The 23,003-nt window shown below is 34.6% G+C and carries 20 protein-coding genes; 9 read left to right on the top strand and 11 right to left on the bottom strand.

All coding sequences use genetic code 11. From position 1 onward, the window contains the following. Positions 1 to 154 precede the first annotated feature (154 nt). A complete protein-coding gene (locus AC4FQ5_RS07400) occupies positions 155 to 709 on the top strand; it encodes a thioredoxin family protein (protein WP_491142057.1) in 555 nt (184 codons plus the stop codon). 57 nt (positions 710 to 766) lie between these two features. Here AC4FQ5_RS07400 and AC4FQ5_RS07395 read toward each other — a convergent pair whose 3' ends face one another. Continuing rightward, complete coding sequence (locus AC4FQ5_RS07395) at positions 767 to 1,672, bottom strand: AraC family transcriptional regulator (protein WP_491142055.1); 906 nt, start codon at positions 1,670 to 1,672, stop codon at positions 767 to 769. Positions 1,673 to 1,795: 123 nt separating this feature from the next. Here AC4FQ5_RS07395 and AC4FQ5_RS07390 point away from each other — a divergent pair, with 123 nt between their 5' ends. The 3 genes from AC4FQ5_RS07390 to AC4FQ5_RS07380 are packed head-to-tail and all read left to right on the top strand — an operon-like array spanning position 1,796 to position 6,964. After that, positions 1,796 to 3,025: an MFS transporter gene (locus AC4FQ5_RS07390; protein WP_491142053.1), complete on the top strand. Its 1,230-nt coding sequence runs from the start codon at positions 1,796 to 1,798 to the stop codon at positions 3,023 to 3,025. A gap of 1 nt (position 3,026) precedes the next feature. Then, positions 3,027 to 4,508, top strand: coding sequence for a trehalase family glycosidase (locus tag AC4FQ5_RS07385; RefSeq protein WP_491142051.1), 1,482 nt, complete (start codon positions 3,027 to 3,029; stop codon positions 4,506 to 4,508). Positions 4,509 to 4,531: 23 nt separating this feature from the next. Next, a complete protein-coding gene (locus AC4FQ5_RS07380; RefSeq protein WP_491142049.1) occupies positions 4,532 to 6,964 on the top strand; it encodes a TonB-dependent receptor in 2,433 nt (810 codons plus the stop codon). A 190-nt stretch (positions 6,965 to 7,154) separates the two neighbouring features. Here AC4FQ5_RS07380 and AC4FQ5_RS07375 read toward each other — a convergent pair whose 3' ends face one another. Further along, positions 7,155 to 7,793, bottom strand: coding sequence for an MBL fold metallo-hydrolase (locus AC4FQ5_RS07375; RefSeq protein ID WP_491142048.1), 639 nt, complete (start codon positions 7,791 to 7,793; stop codon positions 7,155 to 7,157). Between the two features lie 61 nt (positions 7,794 to 7,854). Between AC4FQ5_RS07375 and AC4FQ5_RS07370 the strand changes: the two genes are divergently transcribed. Beyond that, positions 7,855 to 9,066: a type IX secretion system plug protein gene (locus tag AC4FQ5_RS07370; protein WP_491142046.1), complete on the top strand. Its 1,212-nt coding sequence runs from the start codon at positions 7,855 to 7,857 to the stop codon at positions 9,064 to 9,066. Positions 9,067 to 9,193: 127 nt separating this feature from the next. Here the strand turns inward: AC4FQ5_RS07370 and AC4FQ5_RS07365 are convergent, their stop codons facing one another. From AC4FQ5_RS07365 to AC4FQ5_RS07350, 4 genes are all read right to left on the bottom strand, one after another. Beyond that, complete coding sequence (locus tag AC4FQ5_RS07365; protein ID WP_491142044.1) at positions 9,194 to 9,454, bottom strand: hypothetical protein; 261 nt, start codon at positions 9,452 to 9,454, stop codon at positions 9,194 to 9,196. Continuing rightward, a complete protein-coding gene (locus AC4FQ5_RS07360; protein WP_491142043.1) occupies positions 9,454 to 9,681 on the bottom strand; it encodes a hypothetical protein in 228 nt (75 codons plus the stop codon). Before AC4FQ5_RS07360 ends, AC4FQ5_RS07365 begins: the two co-directional genes overlap by 1 nt. 213 nt (positions 9,682 to 9,894) lie before the next feature. Continuing rightward, positions 9,895 to 10,917, bottom strand: coding sequence for a ferrochelatase (gene hemH, locus AC4FQ5_RS07355; protein ID WP_047444607.1), 1,023 nt, complete (start codon positions 10,915 to 10,917; stop codon positions 9,895 to 9,897). An 83-nt stretch (positions 10,918 to 11,000) separates the two neighbouring features. Further along, a complete protein-coding gene (locus AC4FQ5_RS07350) occupies positions 11,001 to 11,879 on the bottom strand; it encodes a NifU family protein (protein WP_491142040.1) in 879 nt (292 codons plus the stop codon). Between the two features lie 148 nt (positions 11,880 to 12,027). On the opposite strand from AC4FQ5_RS07350, the gene AC4FQ5_RS07345 reads away from it, so the two are divergent. After that, positions 12,028 to 12,543, top strand: a complete 516-nt coding sequence (locus AC4FQ5_RS07345; protein WP_300351844.1) for a gamma carbonic anhydrase family protein — start codon at positions 12,028 to 12,030, stop codon at positions 12,541 to 12,543. Positions 12,544 to 12,622: 79 nt separating this feature from the next. On the opposite strand, the gene AC4FQ5_RS07340 is transcribed toward AC4FQ5_RS07345, so the two are convergent. Continuing rightward, on the bottom strand, positions 12,623 to 13,069 hold the full coding sequence (locus AC4FQ5_RS07340; protein ID WP_491142038.1) for a hypothetical protein: 447 nt from the start codon (positions 13,067 to 13,069) through the stop codon (positions 12,623 to 12,625). Positions 13,070 to 13,139: 70 nt separating this feature from the next. On the opposite strand from AC4FQ5_RS07340, the gene AC4FQ5_RS07335 reads away from it, so the two are divergent. After that, positions 13,140 to 15,266 (top strand): helix-turn-helix domain-containing protein, encoded by a 2,127-nt coding sequence (locus AC4FQ5_RS07335; RefSeq protein WP_491142037.1) that lies wholly within the window; start codon positions 13,140 to 13,142, stop codon positions 15,264 to 15,266. 37 nt (positions 15,267 to 15,303) lie between these two features. Here the strand turns inward: AC4FQ5_RS07335 and AC4FQ5_RS07330 are convergent, their stop codons facing one another. Further along, the gene (locus tag AC4FQ5_RS07330) at positions 15,304 to 16,083 is read right to left on the bottom strand and encodes a hypothetical protein (protein ID WP_491142035.1); all 780 of its coding nucleotides are present in this window, start codon (positions 16,081 to 16,083) and stop codon (positions 15,304 to 15,306) included. Positions 16,084 to 16,252: 169 nt separating this feature from the next. Between AC4FQ5_RS07330 and AC4FQ5_RS07325 the strand changes: the two genes are divergently transcribed. Continuing rightward, positions 16,253 to 17,257 (top strand): LLM class flavin-dependent oxidoreductase, encoded by a 1,005-nt coding sequence (locus AC4FQ5_RS07325; RefSeq protein WP_491142033.1) that lies wholly within the window; start codon positions 16,253 to 16,255, stop codon positions 17,255 to 17,257. 66 nt (positions 17,258 to 17,323) lie between these two features. Then, positions 17,324 to 18,445, top strand: a complete 1,122-nt coding sequence (gene ribB / locus AC4FQ5_RS07320; RefSeq protein WP_491142032.1) for a 3,4-dihydroxy-2-butanone-4-phosphate synthase — start codon at positions 17,324 to 17,326, stop codon at positions 18,443 to 18,445. Positions 18,446 to 18,498: 53 nt separating this feature from the next. On the opposite strand, the gene fmt is transcribed toward ribB, so the two are convergent. From fmt to AC4FQ5_RS07305, 3 genes are all read right to left on the bottom strand, one after another. Beyond that, complete coding sequence (gene fmt / locus AC4FQ5_RS07315) at positions 18,499 to 19,446, bottom strand: methionyl-tRNA formyltransferase (RefSeq protein WP_491142030.1); 948 nt, start codon at positions 19,444 to 19,446, stop codon at positions 18,499 to 18,501. A gap of 87 nt (positions 19,447 to 19,533) precedes the next feature. Beyond that, positions 19,534 to 21,435, bottom strand: coding sequence for a RecQ family ATP-dependent DNA helicase (locus AC4FQ5_RS07310; RefSeq protein ID WP_491142028.1), 1,902 nt, complete (start codon positions 21,433 to 21,435; stop codon positions 19,534 to 19,536). A gap of 75 nt (positions 21,436 to 21,510) precedes the next feature. Next, on the bottom strand, positions 21,511 to 22,956 hold the full coding sequence (locus tag AC4FQ5_RS07305) for an OmpA family protein (protein WP_491142026.1): 1,446 nt from the start codon (positions 22,954 to 22,956) through the stop codon (positions 21,511 to 21,513). Positions 22,957 to 23,003 lie beyond the last annotated feature (47 nt).

Genomic DNA, 23,003 nt, shown 5'->3' with positions numbered 1-23,003 from the left:
TTACGATTCGTCCGTTTGCTGGCAGAATGGGAGCTGAAGTAAGTTATTTTTTAATTATTGTAAAAATTAATATCTTAAATAGCCTAGCTCAATTAAATGATTGTTTTAGCAACTACTAAAAGAAATCTTTATCTTTGTGGATAAATAAAAAGATATGAATACTCCCTCGAATATGTTGGCATTAGGCACAAAAGCTCCGTTTTTTGAACTTCCCAACCCATCAAAAAGCAATGAAATTCAGTCATTAGATGATTTGAAAGGCGAAAAAGGTACATTGGTTATTTTTATGTGTAATCATTGTCCGTTTGTACTTCATGTTATCGATAAATTGACGGAGCTTTATGAAGATTATAATGAAGCAGGAATTGAATTCATTGCAATCAACTCAAATAATGTTGAAAAATATCCCGCAGATTCTCCGGAAAAAATGATTGAATTTCAAATCGAGAAAAATTTTGATTTTCCTTATTTATATGACGAAAGCCAGGCGATTGCTAAAGCATACGATGCGGCTTGTACTCCGGATTTCTTTTTCTTTGATGATAAATTGGATCTTATCTATAGAGGTCAGATGGATGATTCAAGACCGGGAAATCACAAAGAGGTGACCGGAGAAGATTTGATTATTGCTTTTGAAAACCTTTTGATTGGCGAGCCACAGGAAGAAATTCAGCGTCCAAGTATGGGTTGCAATATTAAATGGAAATAATTGTAATTTATTCAAAAATATACTAAGCTGTTCAATTTTGGAACAGCTTTTTTTATTTCATTCCAGAAATGTAGCCTTAGCTTTAGTCTCAACCTTCAAATCTACGTTCACTTTATTATGAGAATAATTTTTAATAAACTCTGAAGGTGTTTTCTCTGTATATTTTTTAAACATTCTGTTGAAGTAGGTTACATTATTAAAACCACAACTGTAACTGCATTCTGAGATCGTTTTATCCTGAGTCATTAAAAGACAGGCTTTATTGATTCTGTATCGGTTTACAAATTCGGTAAAAGTGATCTGAGTGGCTTTTTTAAAAAAATTGCAGAATGCGGGTAAAGTCAGATTTGCCAGTTTTGCAACGTTTTCAATATCAATGTCTTTGTCGTAATTGTGTTCTACATAGGTGAAAATATTCTGTAATCTTGTTTTGTTTTTTGCAATGATTGTGTAGGGCATGATTTCCTGATTCAGCAGTTCATATTCTTCACACTTTGAAAGCTCAAAAAGGATTTCCAAAAGCAGTAAATACCTTTTATAACCTTCAGATGTAAGCATCTGTTTTAATTTGGGAAGCAGTCTTGTTTTAGTGGCGGTATTATAAAGAATTCCAAATTTTGAAAGTTCCAGAAGACTTTTAATAGATCTCGCCTCAGATTCCTGCTCCGGAAACTGCAAAATATCTTCCTTAAACTGCAAAACAATTTCTTCATGCGGATCAATCGAATTTAAACCAAATCCCGAATGCGGAATATTTGAACCGATTAACACTAAATCTCCATTCGTATAATTGCTTTTATGATAGCCTACATGGCGGGTTCCGCTCCCGGAAATCACACACACAAGCTCAATTTCGGGATGATAATGATACTCCCATTTAAATTCTGAAATGGGAGCAGTATTGTGAATTGTGCGAAAAGAGCTCTTTTCATCAGGAATTACCCTTTCAAAAGTAACTTTCATTTAATTAATGATATTTAGGTTGTAAAAATAGTAATTATATTAATATAGTTCAAATATTGATTTACTATGTTAAATTAACGTTAACTGAAATGCTTCTATCTTAGCCACCAAGAAATTAATTCTATGAAAAATTTCAACATAAAAGCAGTTTTGTTTTTAAATTATTTCGTCTTTGCAATTCTTCTCAATTCTGTGGGGACGGTGATTTTGCAGATGCAGCAAAACTTCGGAATTTCAAAATCTCAGGCAAGTGTTTTAGAGGGTTTTAAAGATCTTCCAATTGCAATCTGCTCATTTATTTTAGCATCGTTTTTACCAAAAATAGGAATCAAAAACTCTATGCTTATCGCACTTTTTCTGGTAAGCTGTATGTGTTTTGTAATGCCGTTTGCCAATGAATTCTGGTTTTTTAAATTGCTTTTTGCGATTGTAGGGGTTTCTTTTGCCTTAATCAAAATTTCAGTTTTCACATCGATAGGTTTGGTTACAGAAACTGATAAGGAACATTCCAGTTTTATGGGATTCTTAGAAGGGTTTTTTATGGTTGGAGTTTTGATGGGAAATGTACTTTTCAGTCTTTTTATGGACGATAATAATCCTAAATCTACTTATTGGCTGAATGCTTATTGGGTTTTGGGAGCACTTTCGGTTGTGTCTTTTCTGTTTCTCTTTTTTTCAAAATTAAATGAAAACGAGGCTAAAAGCGAACAAACAAGTTTGCTTGGAGATATTAAAAATAGCATCAGTTTATTCAGCTATAAAAAAGTTTTATTTTTTTTACTGTGTGCTTTTTTATTCGTTTTGGTTGAACAAAGTTTTCAGACCTGGACGCCGACTTTTTATAAAGAAATTTTAAAAGTTCCTACCTCGATGAGTATTCAGGCGGGGGCAGTTTTGGCAGGAGCTTTTGCTTTGGGAAGATTCTTGTCAGGATTTTTCTCAAAGAAATTTAGTTGGATTTATGTGGTTTCATTCTGTGTAGTTGGTTTTGCGATCAGTATTTTATTGGTTCTTCCATTGACGCATAATATTGTGATCAGTACCGATACAAACTGGCTGAATGCCCCGCTTGTCGTTTACCTTTTTCCTTTAATGGGAGGTTTGTTGGCACCAATTTATCCAAGTATCAATTCTGTTATTCTGGCTTCAATTCCGAAATATTTACATAGTGCAATGTCTGGTCTTATCGTGGTTTTTTCCGCAATCGGAGGAACAATCGGATCGATTATCACAGGTTTTGTCTTTCAGGAGTTTAGCGGACAGCAGGCTTTTTATTTGTCTCTGATTCCTTTGACTTTGCTTATTGTTTCGGCAATGATCATGAATAAATTAAAAATAAATCCTAAAAAATAAAATGAGTACCCAACTATATATAAAAGACATTAAGTCTTTGTTTGACGATGTTCAGAGATCAAAAATTTTTGACGATCAGAAAACAATGACAGATGCGGTTCCATTATTTCCTGTTTCGGAAATCAATGAAAAATATGAGAAAGAAAAAAATAGTGAGGATTTTAATTTGAAATCTTTTGTTTTATCAAATTTCGATTTTTTAGGAGCTAAAATTACCATCGACAGAACAGAACAGTTACCAATTGATCTGCATATTGACAAACTTTGGGATGAACTTACCAGAACGGCCCCCGAAGAAAAAGGAACGCTTTTGAAACTTCCCAAACCGTACATTGTTCCGGGAGGAAGATTCAATGAGTTTTTCTATTGGGATAGCTATTATGTAATGCTGGGATTACAGGCTTCCGGACGAATTGAAATGATGGAAAACATTATTGAGAACTGCTCATCCCTTATTCAGACATTCGGATTTGTTCCGAATGCAAGCAGAACCCATTTTCTGAGCCGCTCACAGCCGCCATACTTTTCTTTAATGCTTGATTTACTTGCTGAAAGCACAGGTGATGGAGAAATCTATAGTAAGTATTATGACACTTTAGAAAAAGAATATCAGTTCTGGATGGATGGCGAAACAGGCTTGGAAAATGATTCTGCAACCAAAAGAGTCATCAAAACAAAAGATGGAGTGACATTAAACAGATATTATGATGATGAAAACACACCTCGTCCTGAAAGTTATCTGATTGATATTGAAGATTACAAAGAACCTGCAAATGTAGATTTTTACAGAAATGTAAGAGCTGCGTGTGAATCGGGATGGGATTTTTCCAGCAGATGGTTTGCAGACGGAGATCATATTCAAACCATCGAAACTTTAAATCTTGCCCAAGTTGATCTTAACTGTCTTTTATGGCATTTAGAAAAAACCTTAGTTCAATCTTCTGAGCTTCAAAACCTTTCAGAAAAACAAGAATATTATGGTCAGAGAGCTGAGAACAGAAAAAAAGCAATCGACCAGTATTTCTGGGATGCAGAAGGAAAAATCTATAGGGACTATCACATAAAAAATCATCAGCAGACCTCATCAGAAAGCATTGCAACAATTTATCCTTTGTTTCTGAAGTTAGCAAATTTAGGTCAGGCGAAAGCAGTTGTTGAGACTATTGAAGAAAAATTTCTTTATCAGGGAGGAATTGTTACGACGACTAAAAATTCGGGTCAGCAATGGGATCTTCCAAATGCATGGGCGCCTTATCAATGGTTAGGATTTTTGTCTGCGAAAAATTATGGCTTTGATGATTTAGCTGAAAAAATAAAAAACAACTGGTGCTCAAATGTAGAAAGAGTCTACAATAATACCGGAAAACTCATGGAAAAATATAATGCTCTGGACACAGAAACTATTGCCGGAGGCGGAGAATATCCCAATCAGGACGGTTTTGGCTGGACGAACGGAGTTTATTTAAAATTAAAACAAAACTAACATATAATAAAAATCAAAAAGCTATGAAAAAAAAATCAATTCTGTTGCTTACAGGTATAGCAACGTTTTATTTTAACAACACTTATGCCCAGGAAACTGCTCAGGATTCTACAAGAACAAGATCTATCGATCAGGTAGTCATTACAGGTAACTCCCGACCGAAACCAAAAATTGAATCAAGTACAGCAATTTCAACGTTTACTGCAAAAGAAATACAGAAACAGAACCCAATCAGTGCTGCAGCTTTATTGCAGAGAGTTCCTGGTTTTGCAGTCGAAACTTCAGGTGGAGAAGTGGGGAACAACCTTTTCTCAAGAGGTATTCCTTCTGCAGGAGCTTACGAATTTGTGCAGGTTCAGGAAGATGGATTGCCGGTTTTTGAAGATGGTGCTTTACAGTTTGCCAATGCAGACAATTTTTTCCGTGTCGATAATACTACTGGAAGATTGGAAGCATTGAGAGGGGGTTCAGGCTCTATTTTTGCAACCAATTCTCCTGGTGGTTTGATTAACTTTATTTCTAAAGAAGGAAGTAATGTTTTTAAAGGAACTGCTAAATTAGAAACAAGTACTTACGGATTGATGCGTACTGACGTGAATCTTGGCGGAGCATTAATTCAGGATAAATTATTCTTCAATGTAGGAGGTTTTTACAGAACTGATGACGGTATCAGGAAAACAGATTTTAAAGCAAACAACGGAGGACAGATCAGAATGAATCTGAAATATGTTTTCGATAAAGGTTATGCTAAAGTTTATTATAAAAAACTTGACGACAGAAATACATTCTATCTACCAATTCCTTTGATACAAAACGGAAATGATCTAAAAGAATTCCCTGGCTTTGATGCAAATTATGGAACGTACAGTTACAGATCAATCAGTCAGTTAAATATTCCACAAGCAGGTGGCGGTTTCTTCAAAAGAAATTTAGAAGACGGAATTCATCCGAAAGTTGATGTGGTAGGTGCAGAATTTAAATATGATTTGGGAGAAAATTTAAGTGTAACCAATAAAACCAGATACACAAACATCAATCTGAATTATACAGGTATTTTCCCTGCAGGAGGACCAAAAACGGCAAAGGATTTCGCAAATACAAACGGTGGTATTACAGGAAATAATTTCCAGTATTCTTTAGTTGGTAGCGGGCAATTAGTAAATCCTGCTTACGTTCAGGAATTAGGATTCTGGGCAATTGATAAAAAGATGAACAATTTTGTCAACGATTTACAGTTCAGTTACAAGTTTGACAAAGGAAACGTAACAGCAGGTTTCTATAAATCAAACTGGAGATCAAACCAATACTGGAACTGGAGTAACGTTCTTTCAACAGCTACAGACAAACCGGAATTGCTAAATTTGGTTGATACTTCTCTAACTCCGAACTCTACAGGATATTCTAAAACCTACAATGGAGTTACCGCTATGTCATTCTTACTACGAGAATCTCAGGTTCAGGGAAGTCTGAATGATGTTTATGCAAATTTAGATTTTAATGTTACGGATAATTTAAGCTTAAATGCAGGAGTTCGTTACAGCAGAGATTTTTATAAAGGATATTCGGTCAACACAACTACCGGAAACCTCAACGACTCAGGATTGACAACAGATGGAACTCATAGTTTTGCAACAACGACTGCAGATGATAATATGAGTGTTTTGGGAAATAAATATTCTTACTGGAAGTATGATATTGATAAAGTTTCTTACACGTTAGCTGCAAATTATAAAATCAATACAAACAATGCAGTTTACGGACGTTTCTCTCACGGATTCAGATCTCCGAATGAAGAAGCGTACTATAATTATTTTACCACAATAAATCCTGATCAGCCTTTAAAACCTGTAACTACGAATCAGATTGAAGTAGGGTATAAATATTACACCCGTAATTTTGATATTGGTGTGATCCCATTCTATTCTACTCTTAAAAATCTTTCTTTTACAGATGTTTTCTCAAACGGATCTTCTGAAAATACATTCGCTGATACAGAAAACTACGGGGTTGAGATTGAAGGATTTGCACGTTTATTTAACAATCTGGTTGAAGTTAGTTTCAACGGAACTATTCAGAATCCTAAATATACAGGGCTTAGCGGAAGCAGTCTTTTAGAAGGAAATACGGTAAGAAGAATGCCAAAATTATACTTCAATATTTCTCCTGCAGTTAACATTACTAAAGAATGGAGAACTTATGTGAGCTACAATTATTACGGAGAACGTTTTCAGGATCAGCTAAATGTTCAGACTTTACCGGCATTTGGCGAGTTTGGAGCAGGAACTTCTTATCAGTTAGGAAAAATCAGGTTTGCGGTTGACGGAACCAATATCTTTAACACCATTGGAATTACAGAAGGTGATCCTAGAGCGGGATCTCCATCAGGAGACGGAACGATTATGGCAAGACCAATCATGGGCGCAGCGGTAAGAGCTTCAATTACTTTAGACTTCTAAGAGTTGGTATTTTTAATAAATTGATAAAACCGTCAGATTTTTCTGACGGTTTTTTGTTTTTAATATTTTGCCAAACTTAAAACATCCAATTTGTCATTCCGGAGGAATCTAAACACGAATTGCATTGTTCATTTTGAGATCTGGATTCCTACGGAATGACGAACTTTACGTCAAAAAATTCAATGAAGATTTACTTTAAAAAAGGATTATACTGCTTCTCAAAACCAATCTTGGTAGGATTTCCATGTCCTGAAAAAACCTTTGTTTCTTCATCCAAAACAAAAAGTTTTGTTTTAATTCCTTCAATTAATTGCTCGTAATTTCCTTTGTACAAATCTGTTCTGCCGATGCTTCCTTCAAAAAGAACGTCTCCGGAAATGATAAATTTCTGATTTTCATTATGGTAAACCACACTTCCCGGCGAATGTCCCGGAACGTGATAAATTTTAAATTTTTTTCCGTCAAAATCCAATTCATCACCTTCGTTTACATATTCTAAGTCTACGTTGATGTGATCAAGCTGAAATCCAAATCTCATTCCGCTGATCTGAAACATGTCCAAAACTTCTTTATCATCTTCGTGCATCGTTACCGGAACTTTATAAGTATCAAAAGCCCATTGTAAACCCAAAACGTGATCGATATGAGCATGAGTTAAAATAATTTTTACGATTTTTAAATCATTTTCTTTGATGAAATTTGCGATGACATTAGTTTCCTGATCATTCATATTTCCCGGATCGATCAGCCATGCATTTTTATTTTCATTAAAAAGAATGTATGTATTTTCACTTGCAAAATTGAAGACGAAAGCCTTTATTTGAAACATATTCTGAATATTTTTTTATCAAAAATACAATATTCTTTAGAGATTCGTTATCTTCGTCATAATGAAAACGTTGCAGATATTTTTACTCAGTTTAGGTTCTTTAGCTTTTGGGCAGAACATTCAAAGTATTCAGTTGTTTAATCCTCAAACCAATGACGAGACACCTGTTATTAATATGAATCAGCAATTAGTGTTGAGTTTCGATGATTTGACGAATTCCAGTAATGTTTACCGATATACGATTAAACATTACGACAGAAACTGGCAGGATGATAATTTGTTTTTTACAGAAATTGCCAATGGAAGTATGAATGCGCTTTTGGATCAGTTTCAGTACTCGTTCAATACGATTCAGGCTTATACGCATTACACTTTACAATTTCCCAATGATAAAATAAGACCAAAAATTTCAGGAAATTTTGAAATCATCGTTTATAAAGATTCTGCTGACAAACCGCTTTTCACCAAAAGGTTTTCTTTGGTAGAAGATCAGGTTAATTTAGCTTTAAATATCTCGAGAATTGCTGACGCAAGAAATCCGAATGTTAACCAAAGAGTAGAAGTGCAGGCAACTTCCAAAGGTGGAGATCTGTCATCAAATGTGAATTCTATGACGCTGAATGTGATGCAGAATAACAATCAGAATATGAAGATTACCAATCTGAAACCAAGTTCTACGTTGGGAAGCCAGATTTTGTTTCAGCAGATGAGTATTGTATTTCCCGGAAACAATGAATTCTATTATTTTGATAATAAAAATATGAATATGCCTGCAGATATGGTGTATGAAACAGGGTTGAAAGATGGTGTCAACCAAACTTATCTTCATCCGGTTTGGGCGTATCCGTTGAATTATCAATATCAACCAGATGTGAACGGAGCTTTTTATTACAGAAGAAATGATTTGGGATTAGAAAGAAATGCTGAGAGAGAGGCAGATTATTCTTGGGTACATTTTTCTTTAGATTCTGATCCGATGGAAAAAGAATTGTATATTTTGGGCGGTTTTAATGATTTTAAAGCAAACAAAGAATCTCAAATGATTTATGATGCGGAAAAGAAAAAGTATGTTGCCAAAATTTTCCTGAAACAAGGTTTTTACAATTATATTTTGGCTACAAAAGAAGCAAATGGTTCTTTAAATTTTGGTGAAGTCAATGGAAATTTCTGGCAGACGGAAAATCTATATCAGGCATTTTTGTATTACAAACCTTTTGGAAGAAATTATGACGGATTGTTGGGTTATGGCGAATTCAGAACGCCTGTGAGATAATCAAGAAAAATTTAGTGATAAAAAAAACCTTACAAAATTTTCATTTGTAAGGTTGCTGTTTAAGGTGTACAAGACCTTTACAGATAAAATCAAACTATATAATAATGTCAAAAAAGTCTTAATTAAATTAATTCTTAAAAATCGCGGTAATAAAAAGGCTGTCATTTTCTTCAAACAAATAATGAATATCAACAGGGAATTTCTCGGTTTTGTAAACCTGTACTTCCTTACTTTTTATGTCTAATTTTTCATAATGGCTAAGAATTTTACTGATAGATTCTTTTAAATCATCCAAAAAGTATTTGTCTTTGTTTTGTTCTTCAGCATTAAACACCCGCATCAGCATTCTGATGTCATTTTTTGCAATCGATGACAGCAAAACTTTCATTATGCACAGATTTGTTCAAGTTCTGTGATGCTCTCAAAGAAATCAAGTTTCGTATTATTATTTTCAGAATGAAACTGAATTCTTTCAAAAACTTCGTCCAACTGAAATTGAGGAACATTAGATTTTGGAGTCGTATCTAAATTGTCCACGATTCTAATGAATGCCTCTGCAAGTTCCGGAGTGAAACTTTCAATTTTTCTTTTTAGAATTTCTATACTTGAGTCCATTATTTCTAAATTTTATATTGTCCTTACCTTTTGATAGGGTAAAAGTACAAAAAAATATTAAAAAAACAAATTTACCCCTATTAAATTTATCAAATATTTTAAAATAATATGTTTTTTAAAATAGTTTGTGTGTTTTGATGGGGGTGTTGTTGAAATTAAATAAAAAAGGACACTTGAATCCTCAAGTGTCCTATATATTTTAAAATATTAAACTTAAACGAAATAAAACTCGTTCAGTTTTTCTTCGCAAAGTGTTTTTACAACATCAATCCATCGATCTTCATCATTTAGGCACGGAATGTAATGGAAGTTTTCTCCACCACCATGCTCAAACTGATGCTTTCCTTCAACGGAAATCTCTTCCAAAGTTTCCAGGCAGTCAGAAACGAAAGCCGGACAAACGATGGCAAGGTTTTTAATTCCTTTTTTTCCGATGGTTTCCAAAGTTTCGTCTGTATAAGGTTCCATCCATTTATCTTTTCCCAATCTTGACTGGAAAGTGACCATTACCTTTTCTTTTGGTAAACCAAGTTTTTTAATTACAGAATTGGTCACATCAAAACACTGGTGACGGTAACAAAACTGGTGACTCGGATTGTTCTCACGAGAACAGCAATCATTCAGATTACAGGTATTCGTAGGATCTGTCTTATAGATATGTCTCTCCGGAACTCCATGATAAGAGAACTGTAATGCATCAAAATTTTCAGGAAGTTTTTCTCTGATGCTTTCTGCAAGACAATCGATATAAATTTCTCTGTTATAAAAAGGCTGAATGTAATTGATTTTAATTCCCGGAAATTTCTTTTTGCGTACTTCTTCTGCTTTTTCAATCACAGTTTCAGTAGTACTCATCGCATATTGAGGATACAGTGGAAATAAAACAATTTCCGTCACACCTTGATCAACTAATTTCTGAATTCCGGCTTCGATGCTTGGTTGTGCGTATCGCATCCCGATTTCTACCGGAACATCGACCAATTTTTGAAGTTTTTTCTGAATTTTCTGAGTGATGACGATCAAAGGCGAACCTTCATCTGTCCAGACTGTTTTGTAGGCTTCGGCAGATTTCGCAGGTCTTGTATTTAAAATAATTCCCTGAACCAAAAGTGCACGGAAAAACCATCGGTAATCAATCACCTTTTCGTCCATCAGAAATTCATCAAGATATTCTCTGACATCGGGTACAGAGGTTGATCTTGGAGAACCGAGATTGACTAATAATATTCCTTTCATATAATATATGTAATGAGTAATTGATAATGAGTGATAAGCAATATAGAAAATACTAGCTCTCACTCATTATTTATTGCTTATGTTTATCCGTTTACGGCTTCCACATGTTCAACTAGATCCGGAACAAATTGTTTTAGAATATTTTCAATTCCACCTTTTAATGTCGCAGTAGAACTTGGGCATCCCGAACAGGCGCCTTGTAAAAGCATTTTTGCAGTTTTGTTGGCTTCATCATATTCTATTAATGAAATTTTTCCACCATCGTTTTCTACTGCAGGAGCTACATATTCATTTAAAATATCAGAAATTTTCTGTTCATTGTCTGTATAATCTCTGTTGATGATATTCTCAACCGGACTTTCGTGTTTCTGAGCGACAATATTTGAAATTTCGCCACCACTTTGAAGGTATTCAGCGATAAAACCACGAACCGCCATCATTACCTGATGCCATTCCACTGAATTGTCTCTTGTTACTGCAACGAAATTATCTGAAATAAAAACTTCCTTAGCAAAATCAAAATCTTTAAAAATTGCCTGAGCCAAAGGAACTCCTTCCGAAGTTTCTCTTGATTTTACTTCTACAAAACCTTCCATCAGAATTTTGCTTGAAACAAACTTCATCACATTAGGATTTGGTGTCATCTCCGCATAGATCTGAACCATTTCTTTTTTCTTCTGAAGGTAAATTCTTGGGTTGGCTAAAAGCTCGTCCTCAATTACATTTTTCAGGTTTTCAGCAATGTGTTCCCACTCTACGGTATCCTGTTTTGCAACCGCAACAAAATTGGCAGTGACGAAAATTCTTTCTACAAAAGGATAGTTGAAAAGTTCCTGTGCTAAAGGAATTTCTGATATATCTGAATTTCTGTCCAACTCTAAAGACCCAGGAATCAAATTGTAATCAGCTACAAATTTCATCACTTTCGGGTTTTCTGTCGGCTCTATAAGAATAGTATGCATTTTTTCTTTAAATTTGAGATACAAAAATACGGATTTAGAAGTTAGAAGCCGGAGATTGAGAGTTAGATTTTTGCTATCACTGTAATTTACAATTCGTGATTTAAGGTTTAATTTTTAATTGGCTCAATATCAATTTCAAAATAAAAATATGGCACTTGTAAAAGAACTTTTAGGAAAAACCCCGCAAATCGGAGAGAATACTTTTTTGGCAGAAACCGCAACGATTATTGGAGATGTGGTGATGGGAAAAGATTGCAGTATTTGGTATAATGCGGTGATAAGAGGTGATGTGAATTACATCAAAATGGGAGATAAGGTAAATGTACAGGACAATGCCATGCTGCATTGCACCTACGAAAAGTTTCCTTTAGAAATAGGGAATAATGTTTCAATTGGTCACAACGCTATCGTTCACGGATGCAGAATTAAGGATAATGTTTTAATCGGAATGGGTTCTATTGTGATGGACGACTGTCTGGTTGAGGAGAATTCTATCGTTGGTGCAGGTTCTGTAGTTACTCAGGGAACCCATATAAAATCCGGAGAGGTTTGGGGAGGAGTTCCGGCTAGAAAAATAAAAGATATTTCTGCTGATTTACTTGAAGGAGAAGTAAACAGAATTGCAAATAATTACGTGAAATATTCTTCTTGGTATAAAGATTAATTTATTGAATCTTATAAAAACATAAAAGCTCTGAACTAAATTTTAGTCAGAGCTTTTATTATATTTAAAATTGATTTAATTACGGATAGATCAAAACTGCTTTTTCAGCCTGACATTTTATGCCGGTTGGTTCAGCAGCCATCATACAGTCTGAGGTAATGTTGTATTTCTTGTTAAATTCAGACATCTTTTGGGTGTATTCTTCAATTTTAGGAAGAATGGTTGCTTCATTTTTCTTTGGATAAGCAATATATGAAACCGGTCCGCCACAAGCTTTTGTTCCCAACGGAGAAAAAGCCCAGTCTGCAGCATTTGTACATTTTTCTTTAGTAACCATTGATTCTATAGACGCTTTTAATTTATCTAATTGCGCTTCATCATATTTTTGAGAACTCTCATCTGCGGGTCTTTCTGAAATATCTTTAGGCATTTCCGCTGGATCATTATTTTGTGCAGATTTGCACGAAAAAATCGTAAGACTTGCAAACAATACAAGTATAGGGATTTTGATTAACCAGTTTTTCATAGGTAGATTTTTATTTTTTTAAGGCTATCAAATTTCGTTCCTTATTTTCATTTTTCGTAATTTCGCAGTGATGAATAATCATTTTTTTGACTTAATAGAACATACCAACCGAAGCGTTTTTCTTACCGGAAAAGCAGGAACGGGAAAAACAACATTCCTAAACGAATTTGTAAAAAAAACCAGAAAGAAACACATTGTCGTAGCGCCTACAGGAATTGCTGCAATCAATGCTGGTGGAGTAACCATTCATTCCATGTTTGGGTTGCCCTTGCGTACTTTTTTACCGACAACAGATAGAATTGACGGGAGTTTGGGTAATAATATTGCAGACCTTCAACAACATTTTAAATACAGAAAAGATAAGCTCAAGCTTTTACGCGAGGTTGAGGTTCTGATTATTGATGAGGTTTCAATGTTGCGTGCCGATGTTTTGGATATGATGGATTTTTCGCTGCGGTTTATCCGGAGAAACAACCAGCGTTTTGGCGGTGTACAGATGTTATTCATCGGAGATTTATATCAGCTTCCGCCGGTGGTGAGAGATGAGCATATTCTTAAAATGTTCTACCAATCTCCTTTCTTTTTTGACAGTCTTGCGATAAAAGATATTCCTTTGTTAACGATTGAACTGACGAAAGTTTACCGTCAGACGGATGAAGAGTTTCTTGAAATTCTCAATGCGATCCGTGATGGTGACGTTGCAAATATCGATTTTGAGCATTTAAATGAAAGATTTGATCCGGATTTTAATGCAGGTGAAGATTCTTACATTTATCTCTGTTCACACAACAAATTGGCAGACGATATCAATCAGCAGAAATTGGCTGAAATAAAAGTCGATCCGTCAACTTTTGAAGCAAAACTTTTTGGTGAGTTTAAAGAAAATCAATTTCCGAACGAGCAGTTTTTAGAATTAAAAATTGGAGCTCAGGTAATGTTTATCAGAAACGATATTTCCGGCGAGAAAAAATATTTTAACGGAAAATTAGGTGAGATTTCTGCTTTAGACGAAAATGAAATAAAAGTAATTTTAGACGGCAGCGAGCGAGAAATAACCGTAAAAAGAGAGGTCTGGGAACAGAAAAAATATTCATTAGACGTCGAAAAAAATATTAAAGAAGAAGTTTTAGGGAGCTTTGAGCAGTTTCCGATTAAATTGGCTTGGGCGGTGACAATTCATAAAAGTCAGGGTTTGACTTTTGATAAAGTAATCATCGATGCCGGAAAAAGTTTTACCGCAGGTCAAGTTTATGTGGCATTATCGCGTTGCCGTACTTTGGAAGGTATTGTTTTAAAATCTAAAATTACTCCCGAAGTTATTTTTAAAGACAACAGAATTCTTCAGTTTCAGGGTGATACTTTTGCCAACGACAATGTTGAGGAAATTTTGAATAGAGAAAAGTATGACTACAGCATCAGAAAAGTGCTTCGTTCTGTCGATTCTCAATGGCTTTTAAAAGAAGTGGAGTTGTGGAATAACCTTTCAATCACCACAAAAAGCATTGACCATGTAAAATCCAAACAGTTGTATCTTCAATTGAAACGTGACGTTGTTAATCTGGGTAAAATTTTTGAAAAACTGGAGCGGATCATTTTCCAGAAGGTCAATAATTTCATCAATAAAACGGAGGAATGGAGCGAGATTGAAAGTAAAACCAAAGGCGCTGTCAATTTCTTTTTCAGTGAAGTGAAAGACAAAATTTTCAGTCCGTTAAAAGAATTTTATTCTGAAATAAAAGGAGTAAAAGGTCTGAAAAATTACAATGAAGAACTCAGAAGCTGGCTCGAAGATATTGAAGATTATCTGAATGGTCTGAAAACCGCTCATCTTCTGGAAACGAAACTTTTAGACGAAAAAAACGATAAAGAAGTCAGCATGAAAATTGCGAAGGTCCCTTCTCAGGTTCTGACTTTCCAGTTGTTTGAACAAGGAAAAACCATTTCAGAAATTGCTTTGGAAAGAGGTTTGGTAAAAGAGACTGTTTTGGGACATTTGGCAAGATTTGCCGAGCAAGGTTTGCTTGATTTGTCGAGAGTGATTACTTCAGATAAAATAAAAACTTTCGAAAAGGCTTTTAAAAACGATCCAAAAGAAACTCTAAACGAATGGAAAACTGCGCTACCCAACGATTTTGATTTTAATGAAATTAGGATTTTGATTAATCATTTTAATTTTTTGAAGGAGAAAGGGAAGTAGGATTTTACACCGATATTGGTAACAGATTGAACAAAAATTATGTTCCATATTGTATCCCAACATTATTTTCACTGAATAAGCAATCTGTCATTATATTGTTTCCGAATAACATTTTATTCGCTTGAAAATTTATATTAAATTCTACTAGCTTTAAATTAACCTTTAGTAATGTGATTGGCAGTTTTTGTTCAAAATTAGATATCAAATTTTGAGAAATATTTTTTCTTAAATCATTGACATTTTCTAACTCTTTAAATTCGATTTTCACATAATTGCCATTAATAAAGTCAACTCTTAAGCTTCTACCATTAGGAGGACAATCTATGTCCTTTATATCATCTTTAATTTTCCATGAATTATTTTCAAGATTAAAAAATATCTTACCCAATCTATCAAAAAGAAGAATATTTAAAAGCTTCATATTGTTTTCATCCTTCTCAAACCATATTAAAGGGTATTTTCCTAAACATATTTCTGCTTTTAAATTGTTATAATAATAGTTTCCTCCAGCATACATTAAGATATTATTACGTAGGTAATTGAATTTACCTGATACAATATTTGATGAATTTATATTTTGATTGTGTTTCTTAAAATTTTTTAATTGTCCATTAGTCCAGGTTTTAACGTCTGCCTGTCTATGATGTATAGGACATAGGGCAATCATTCCTTCGGGATTATGATGATTTTCAGTATGCCACGGAGGATCAAAATGATGATATTCTAAATAAGGAATTTCACAATTAGATATAGAACATTGGAAACCTGATTCATTTCTTAAAATTTTTATTACTTCTTTTGGAGGATATCTGTTCATTTTATCTATTCTAAATTATTACTTGTAAGTTACAATTAAATATGTTCAGATCAAATTGTCATTAAATACTCAATAGTTTTTCCTACAACACATCAATCAATTCCATCAATTACAAAAAGTAACTAATGCGATTTATTAACTTTAAATTTGTATTTCAAATTAATTATAAATGAAATATTTTGAAATATCTGTTTTAGACCTCGCTCCCGTAAAGCAGGGAAAAACGATTTACGATACTTTTCAGGACAGCTTGTCTTTGGCAAACTTTGCTGAAAATTTAAACTATAAAAGATTCTGGCTTGCCGAGCATCATAATATGGAAAGCATTGCCAGTTCTGCAACATCAGTCCTGATCGGTTTTATTGCCAACGGAACAAAAAAAATAAGAGTCGGTTCGGGAGGGATTATGCTTCCCAATCACAGCTCATTGGTGATTGCCGAACAATTTGGAACTCTTGAATCTCTTTTCCCAGGAAGAATTGATCTTGGTTTGGGAAGAGCTCCCGGAACGGATGGTTTGACGGCGAAAGCTTTGGGAAGAAATCCTGCGATCATCAACGAGCAATTCCCAAGACAGATTTTAGAATTGCAGACTTATTTTTCTAAAGAAAATTCTGATGCTTTGGTCCGTGCGATTCCCGGTGAAGGATTAGATATTCCGATGTATATATTGGGTTCAAGTACAGACAGTGCTTGGTTGGCAGCAGAGCTTGGTCTTCCATACGCTTTTGCCGGACATTTCGCTCCGGAGCAAATGGAAATGGCTTTTAAAATTTACAGAGAACATTTTGAGCCTTCAAAATATTTGGACAAACCTTATATTATTGCCTGCGTGAATGGAGTAGCGGCAGAAACTTCTGAAGAGGCCCATTTGCTTTCCACGACTTTGTTTCAGGCATTTATCAACATTATAAGAAACGACAGAAAACCTTTTCCAGCACCAGTTGAAAATATGGATGATATCTGGTCACCCGTGGAAAAATCGATGGTTTTACAGAAACTGAAATTTAGTTTTATAGGAAATCAATCTGAAATTGCCCAACAGCTAAAAAACTTTCAGGAAAAATATCAGGTTGACGAGTTGATGATCAATTCACATATTTATGATCACCAGAAAAGATTACAATCGTACGAACTCATTAAAAGAGCTGCAGACTCATTATCCGAAGCCTAATAAACCATTCATATTAATTGTTGATGCTTATTTTTATGAGTATCTTTGCGAAAATTTAAAGTAAAAATGTCTGATATTAAATTAAATACTATTCCGGAGGCTATTGAAGACCTTAAAAATGGTAAAATAATCATAGTGGTAGACGATGAAGACAGAGAAAACGAAGGAGATTTCCTATGTGCTGCCGAATTAACAACTCCTGAACTTATTAATTTTATGGCTTTCCACGGAAGAGGACTAATCTGTATGCCGCTTCCTGAAAAGAGATGTGACGAGCTTGGTTTAGACATCATGGTAAGCAGAAGCAGCGACCCTAAAGAAACTGCGTTTACCGTATCTGTTGATCTTTTGGGTGACGGAACTTCTACCGGAATTTCTGCAGGTGACAGAGCTAAAACAATTTTGGCTTTGATGGACGAAAAATCAAGACCTACAGATTTCATGCGTCCCGGTCATATTTTCCCGCTTCGTGCAAAGAAAGGTGGCGTTTTAAAAAGAGCCGGACATACAGAAGCTGCCATTGATCTTACCTGTCTTGCAGGTTTGAAAGAAGGGGGTGTTATTTGTGAAATCATGAATGAAGACGGAAGCATGTCTCGTCTACCGGAACTGTATGCGTTTGCTCAGAAACACAATATGAAAATTATTTCGATTGAAGATCTGATTCACTATCAGCTTAAAAAAGGAAATCTTATCGACAGAATTGAAGAAAGAGATGTGAAAACGGCATATGGTGATTTTCATTTCTTAGCTTTCAGAGAAACGTCTAACGATCAGATTCATTTCGCATTAACCAAAGGATCTTGGACGGTTGACGAGCCTGTTTTGGTAAGAGTACAATCTTCGGATTCGTATTTCGATGTACTAACAAGACTGAATAATGGTGAAAAACCGCAGTTGGAAAAAGTGACCAATATGATTAATGAAGCAGGCAAAGGAGCGATTATTTTCATTAATAACGTTTCCAATTCTGAAAATACATTAAGAAAATTGCAACAGTTTTTAAATTATCAGGACGGTCAGCAAAAGCATCCTACAGCTGCTTTCAACTACAGAGATTACGGTATCGGAACGCAGATTTTAAAGAATTTAGGAATCAATAAATTTAAAGTAATTACTCAAAATCCTAATGTAAAGCCACAAGTTGGCGGTTATGATGTTGAAGTAACAGAGATGGTTCAGCTTTAAAGGTGAATCGTCACTTGTGATGAATTAATATATAAAAAAATGGCTTGAGTTAATCAAGCCATTTTTATTTCGTCAAAATTTCTAAATCCGTTTAAAAAATCTTTTACGTTCATTCTTTTCTTTCCTTCTAACTGCAATTCGAGAGGAAAGTAAACTCCGTCCTTTGTGTAAATTTTAAATTCGTTTTTTGAAATATCTAAAGTGCCCGAAGTTTTTCCGTGATCAGAAATTTCAAATTTTCCACCGTAAATTTTCAGCCCTTTTTCTTCTTCTCCAATTTTTAAAGTCGTGAAAGCTGTCGGATAAGGTGACATTCCTAAAATGAACTGGTGAACTTCTTTTGATGATTTATTAAAGTCAATTCTGGTGTCTTCTTTAAATATTTTAAAGGCATTTTTCGGATGTTCAACTTGCGGCTGTGGTTTTTCTGTGATAGAGTTTTCAGATAAGCCGTCCAGAGTTTTTACAATTAATTTTGCGCCCATTTCCATCAGTCTGTCGTGAAGACTTCCTGCGTTTTCGTCGGGTAAAATTTGAATTTCTTCCTGTAAAAGAATATTTCCTTCGTCAATTTTTTCATTAATGAAAAATGTTGTTGCTCCTGTTTTTTCCTCACCGTTTATTACAGCATAATTAATAGGTGCAGCACCACGATAATCAGGGAGTAAAGAAGCATGAAGGTTAAAAGTCCCGATTGCTGGCATTTCAAACAAAATTTTCGGCATCATTCTGAAGGCAACGACAACGAAAACATCAGCGTTTAAACTTTGTATTTCTTCTAAAAATTCGGGATTTCTGAGTTTTTCCGGCTGTAAAACATGAAGATTGTTTTCAACAGCATAAACTTTCACAGCAGACTGATTGATCTTTTGTCCGCGTCCGCTTGCTTTATCAGCAACAGTAACGACACCTACAACTTCATGATGTGATTGATGAATGGCAGCCAAAGCGGTCTTTGCAAACTCCGGCGTACCAAAAAAAACGACTTTCAATGATTTCATTTTGCAAAGATAATTTTCTTTGATTTATTTAAAAAATTAAAAGGTTGTAAATGGAAAAGTCTTTTAGTTTTGCTTATTGCTTATTGCTTATTTCAATGCGTAAGTTCTAAAGTTCAGCATTTTTACCTTTCCTGAATCAAGTAAAAAGATGAGGTTTTCTAAAATATCTTCTTTATCATGAAAATTTAACTGAATTGAAAGTTCTTCAATGGTTGCTGGTTTTTCAGCTAATAAATTAACAATTTCTGAAGATATGTTTTTCCCAAAAATAGATTTTTTATTTTTTTCACAAACGGTACATTGACCGCAGTTTTTTGAATTTTTCTCCCCAAAATACGCAAGAATCAGTTTCATTTTGCAGTATGTGGAATCTTCGATATAGAATTTCATTTCTTCCCACTTCTGAATCTTGTTTTTCTGAATCTGCTCAAACAGCTTCCAGTAGATGCTGGTCGTTACTCGTTCATCTCTTGGTTTTAGGAATTTGACACTCGCTAAAGCTCCGTCAATATATTCGAGATAATTTTTCTGCTGTAATTCTTTTAATCTCTCTTTAATTAAATGGATGCTTACGCCGATTTTATCACTCACTTTTTGTTCGCTGAACATTACTTTGTGTGTAGTAATTCCTGAAACTGAACGCAGAAGAAGCTCAATAAAATAAGCATCTTTTTGAGGAATCTGATCTATTTCATCTGCTTTGATCAAAAGTTCCAGCGATGACAAGCTTTTGTTGCTATTATAATAGATGATTTCCTGGGTATGAAGAAAATTTAAAACATTTTTAATTTTTGCTGTCGATAATTTTGTGAAATTTTGAATTCCGGAAATATTTAATTGAAAAACTTTTTCAGGAAGCTCAAATTCTGCCACCTGAAATTTTGAATATAGATAAGAAATGATCTTCAGAAATTCAGCTTTATTGGGAATTTGATTTCGCAAAATCTGATCAAAATTTAAAACTTCCTGCTGATTCCAGAGCATGAATGCAAAACTTTTTTTCCCGTCTCTTCCGGCACGCCCGATTTCCTGATAATAATTTTCAATCGACTGAGAAGGGGAGAAGTGAATAACGAATCGCACATTGTCTTTGTCGATTCCCATTCCGAATGCGTTGGTGGAAATCAATACGTTCTGATCACTGTTGTTCCAGAAATTCTGTCTTTCGTTTTTTTCCTTTGTCGTTAAACCTGCATGGAAATAATCTACATGGGTAATTTTATTTCTGTGAAGAAATTCGGTAAGTAGTTCTGCATCCTTTCGCGTCCTTACATAGATGATTCCGGATTCTTTGGCGTATTTTAAAATATTAAAAATCCGCTGATATTTGTCAGAAACTTCTTCTGAAAAAATTTTAATATTATCTCTTTTAAAGCTTTTCTGGAAAACGTTCGGCTTTTTTAACTCAAGCTTATTTTTGATTTCTTCTAAAACTTTCGGTGTTGCAGTTGCCGTCAAGGCCAGACAGGCAATCTCAGGATTGTTTTTTCTGAAATCTTTTATATTTTGGTAGCTCGGTCTGAAATCTTGACCCCATTCTGAAATACAGTGTGCTTCATCCACTGCGATGAACGATAATTGTATCTCTTCAATCTGCTGAATAAACTGAAAATTTGTCAATCTTTCCGGGGAAACATAGAGTAATTTGGTTAATCCGTCTTTACAGCGGTTGTAAATAACTTCTGCATCAAAATCATCAAGTTCAGAAGAAAGATATTCAGCTTCAATTCCTCTGAATTTTAATTGATTGACCTGATCTTTCATTAACGCCAATAAAGGGGAGATTACAAGACATACTCCCTCTCTAAGTAAGGCGGGAAGCTGATAGCAAAGTGATTTTCCTGCACCGGTTGGTAACAATACCAAAGTGTCTTTTCCGATGATTACAGAGTCAATAATATCACCTTGAGAATCTCTAAAGGTGTCATAACCCCAAAAATGTTTAAGGGTTTTGCTTTTTAGCTCCTGAAAATCGTGTGACGAAATCATAGTGTAAAAATAGAGAAACTAATTTAACAAAAAAAGTCACGCATTGCGTGACCTTTAAAATATGTAAGAAGTTTATTATTTAGCTTCGAAATATACTCTTCTGTTTGCTCTGTTTTTCCATTCAGGACATTTAGTAGCAGGCTCACACTCTGGGTATTTAAGGTCTTTTTCACCTCTACCTACAGCATTGATCTTAGAGGAATCTACACCATTTTTGATTAAATAGTTTTTCACACTGTTTGCTCTTCTTTCAGATAGTTTTTGATTATACTCATCAGAAGCTCTTGTATCAGTTGCTCCAATTACAGTGTAAGCACCGTTTGAAGAATTGATATAACTTACAGCATTGTTAAGGATCGGTGTGTTTGAAGGTAAGATTCTGTCTGAATTCAAATCAAATTCAATTCCTTCCATATTTGTTATCTCTTCTTTTACAGGACCTGTAGGTGTAGTAGGAGTAAGAGGACAACCATCATTTTCAACTGGTCCTGGAACTGTTACACATTTATCGTAAAGATCAATTACACCATCTAAGTCTGCATCAAGAGCTACACCTGCACCGTCAACTCTTGCACCTGCAGGAGTATCAAGTTGTCTGTCCCAATCGTCGCAAACTCCGTCGTTATCTGCATCACCTTTTTTACAAACTTCGATATCCTGATTTTTGTTAGCCAAAACATCTAATTTGTAATAGATTTCCTGTAATGGATCATGCCACATTAAGTGAGATTCGTGTTTTCCTAATTTTAAAGATAAACCTACAGTAGCATTGAAGAAATTGTCAGAAATCTGGTCTTCTCTTCTGTTTATGTTGCTATACTGTGCACCACCACCATCAAATTCATCATCACCTGTGTAAACATACATTAATCTTGTTTCAAGATCGATTCTTCTGTTTACTTTAAATTTAAGTCCTGCTCCGGCCTGACCGAAGAAAGAACCAAATTTGAAAGGCTTCACTTCAGTCATCAGTCTCTGACCCGCAGCATCTTTTAGATATGCTCTGTAAGCCAGTGTACCAACACCTGCATAACCGTGAAGTGCCCATCTGAAGGTAGATTTGTTGTCAACTCTTCTTAAAAGATTTGAGAAATTAATATCTCCTAAGATTGAGATTGCATCATATTGAGTTCTTGCTCCTTCTTGTCCTGCAACAGCAGCATCTTTAGTGTTGAACCAACCTTGTCTTGTTTCTCCTCTGTCATACTGCAAATTAATTCCAAAAGCATGTGTGATCGCTTTATCAACACTTACATAAGCAGAATAACCGATTAGATTTTTTCCGTTACCATTTTTTATTGATGTTAAATCTGCTGACTGCACTAAAGGTATTCCTGCTCCAAATGAGATGGCCCAATCGTTGAATCTTTTAGATTTTTGTGTAAATGGGGATACGTTAGCAGATCCTGATGAGAATGTATTTGGATATCCTTCATTTGAAACTACCGCTATTGAATCTTGTGCAAACGCCACAGTAGGAACTGCTAAGGCAAATGCAACAATTGCTAAACTTAATTTCATAGTGTATTTTTTTTATTTAGTTAATTAAATGATTTGTTTATTTTTTG

The sequence above is a fragment of the Chryseobacterium sp. DT-167 genome (assembly GCF_058310155.1).
The sequence above is the reverse complement of the archived record's forward strand: the minus strand, read 5'-3'. Positions and strand labels throughout refer to the sequence as shown.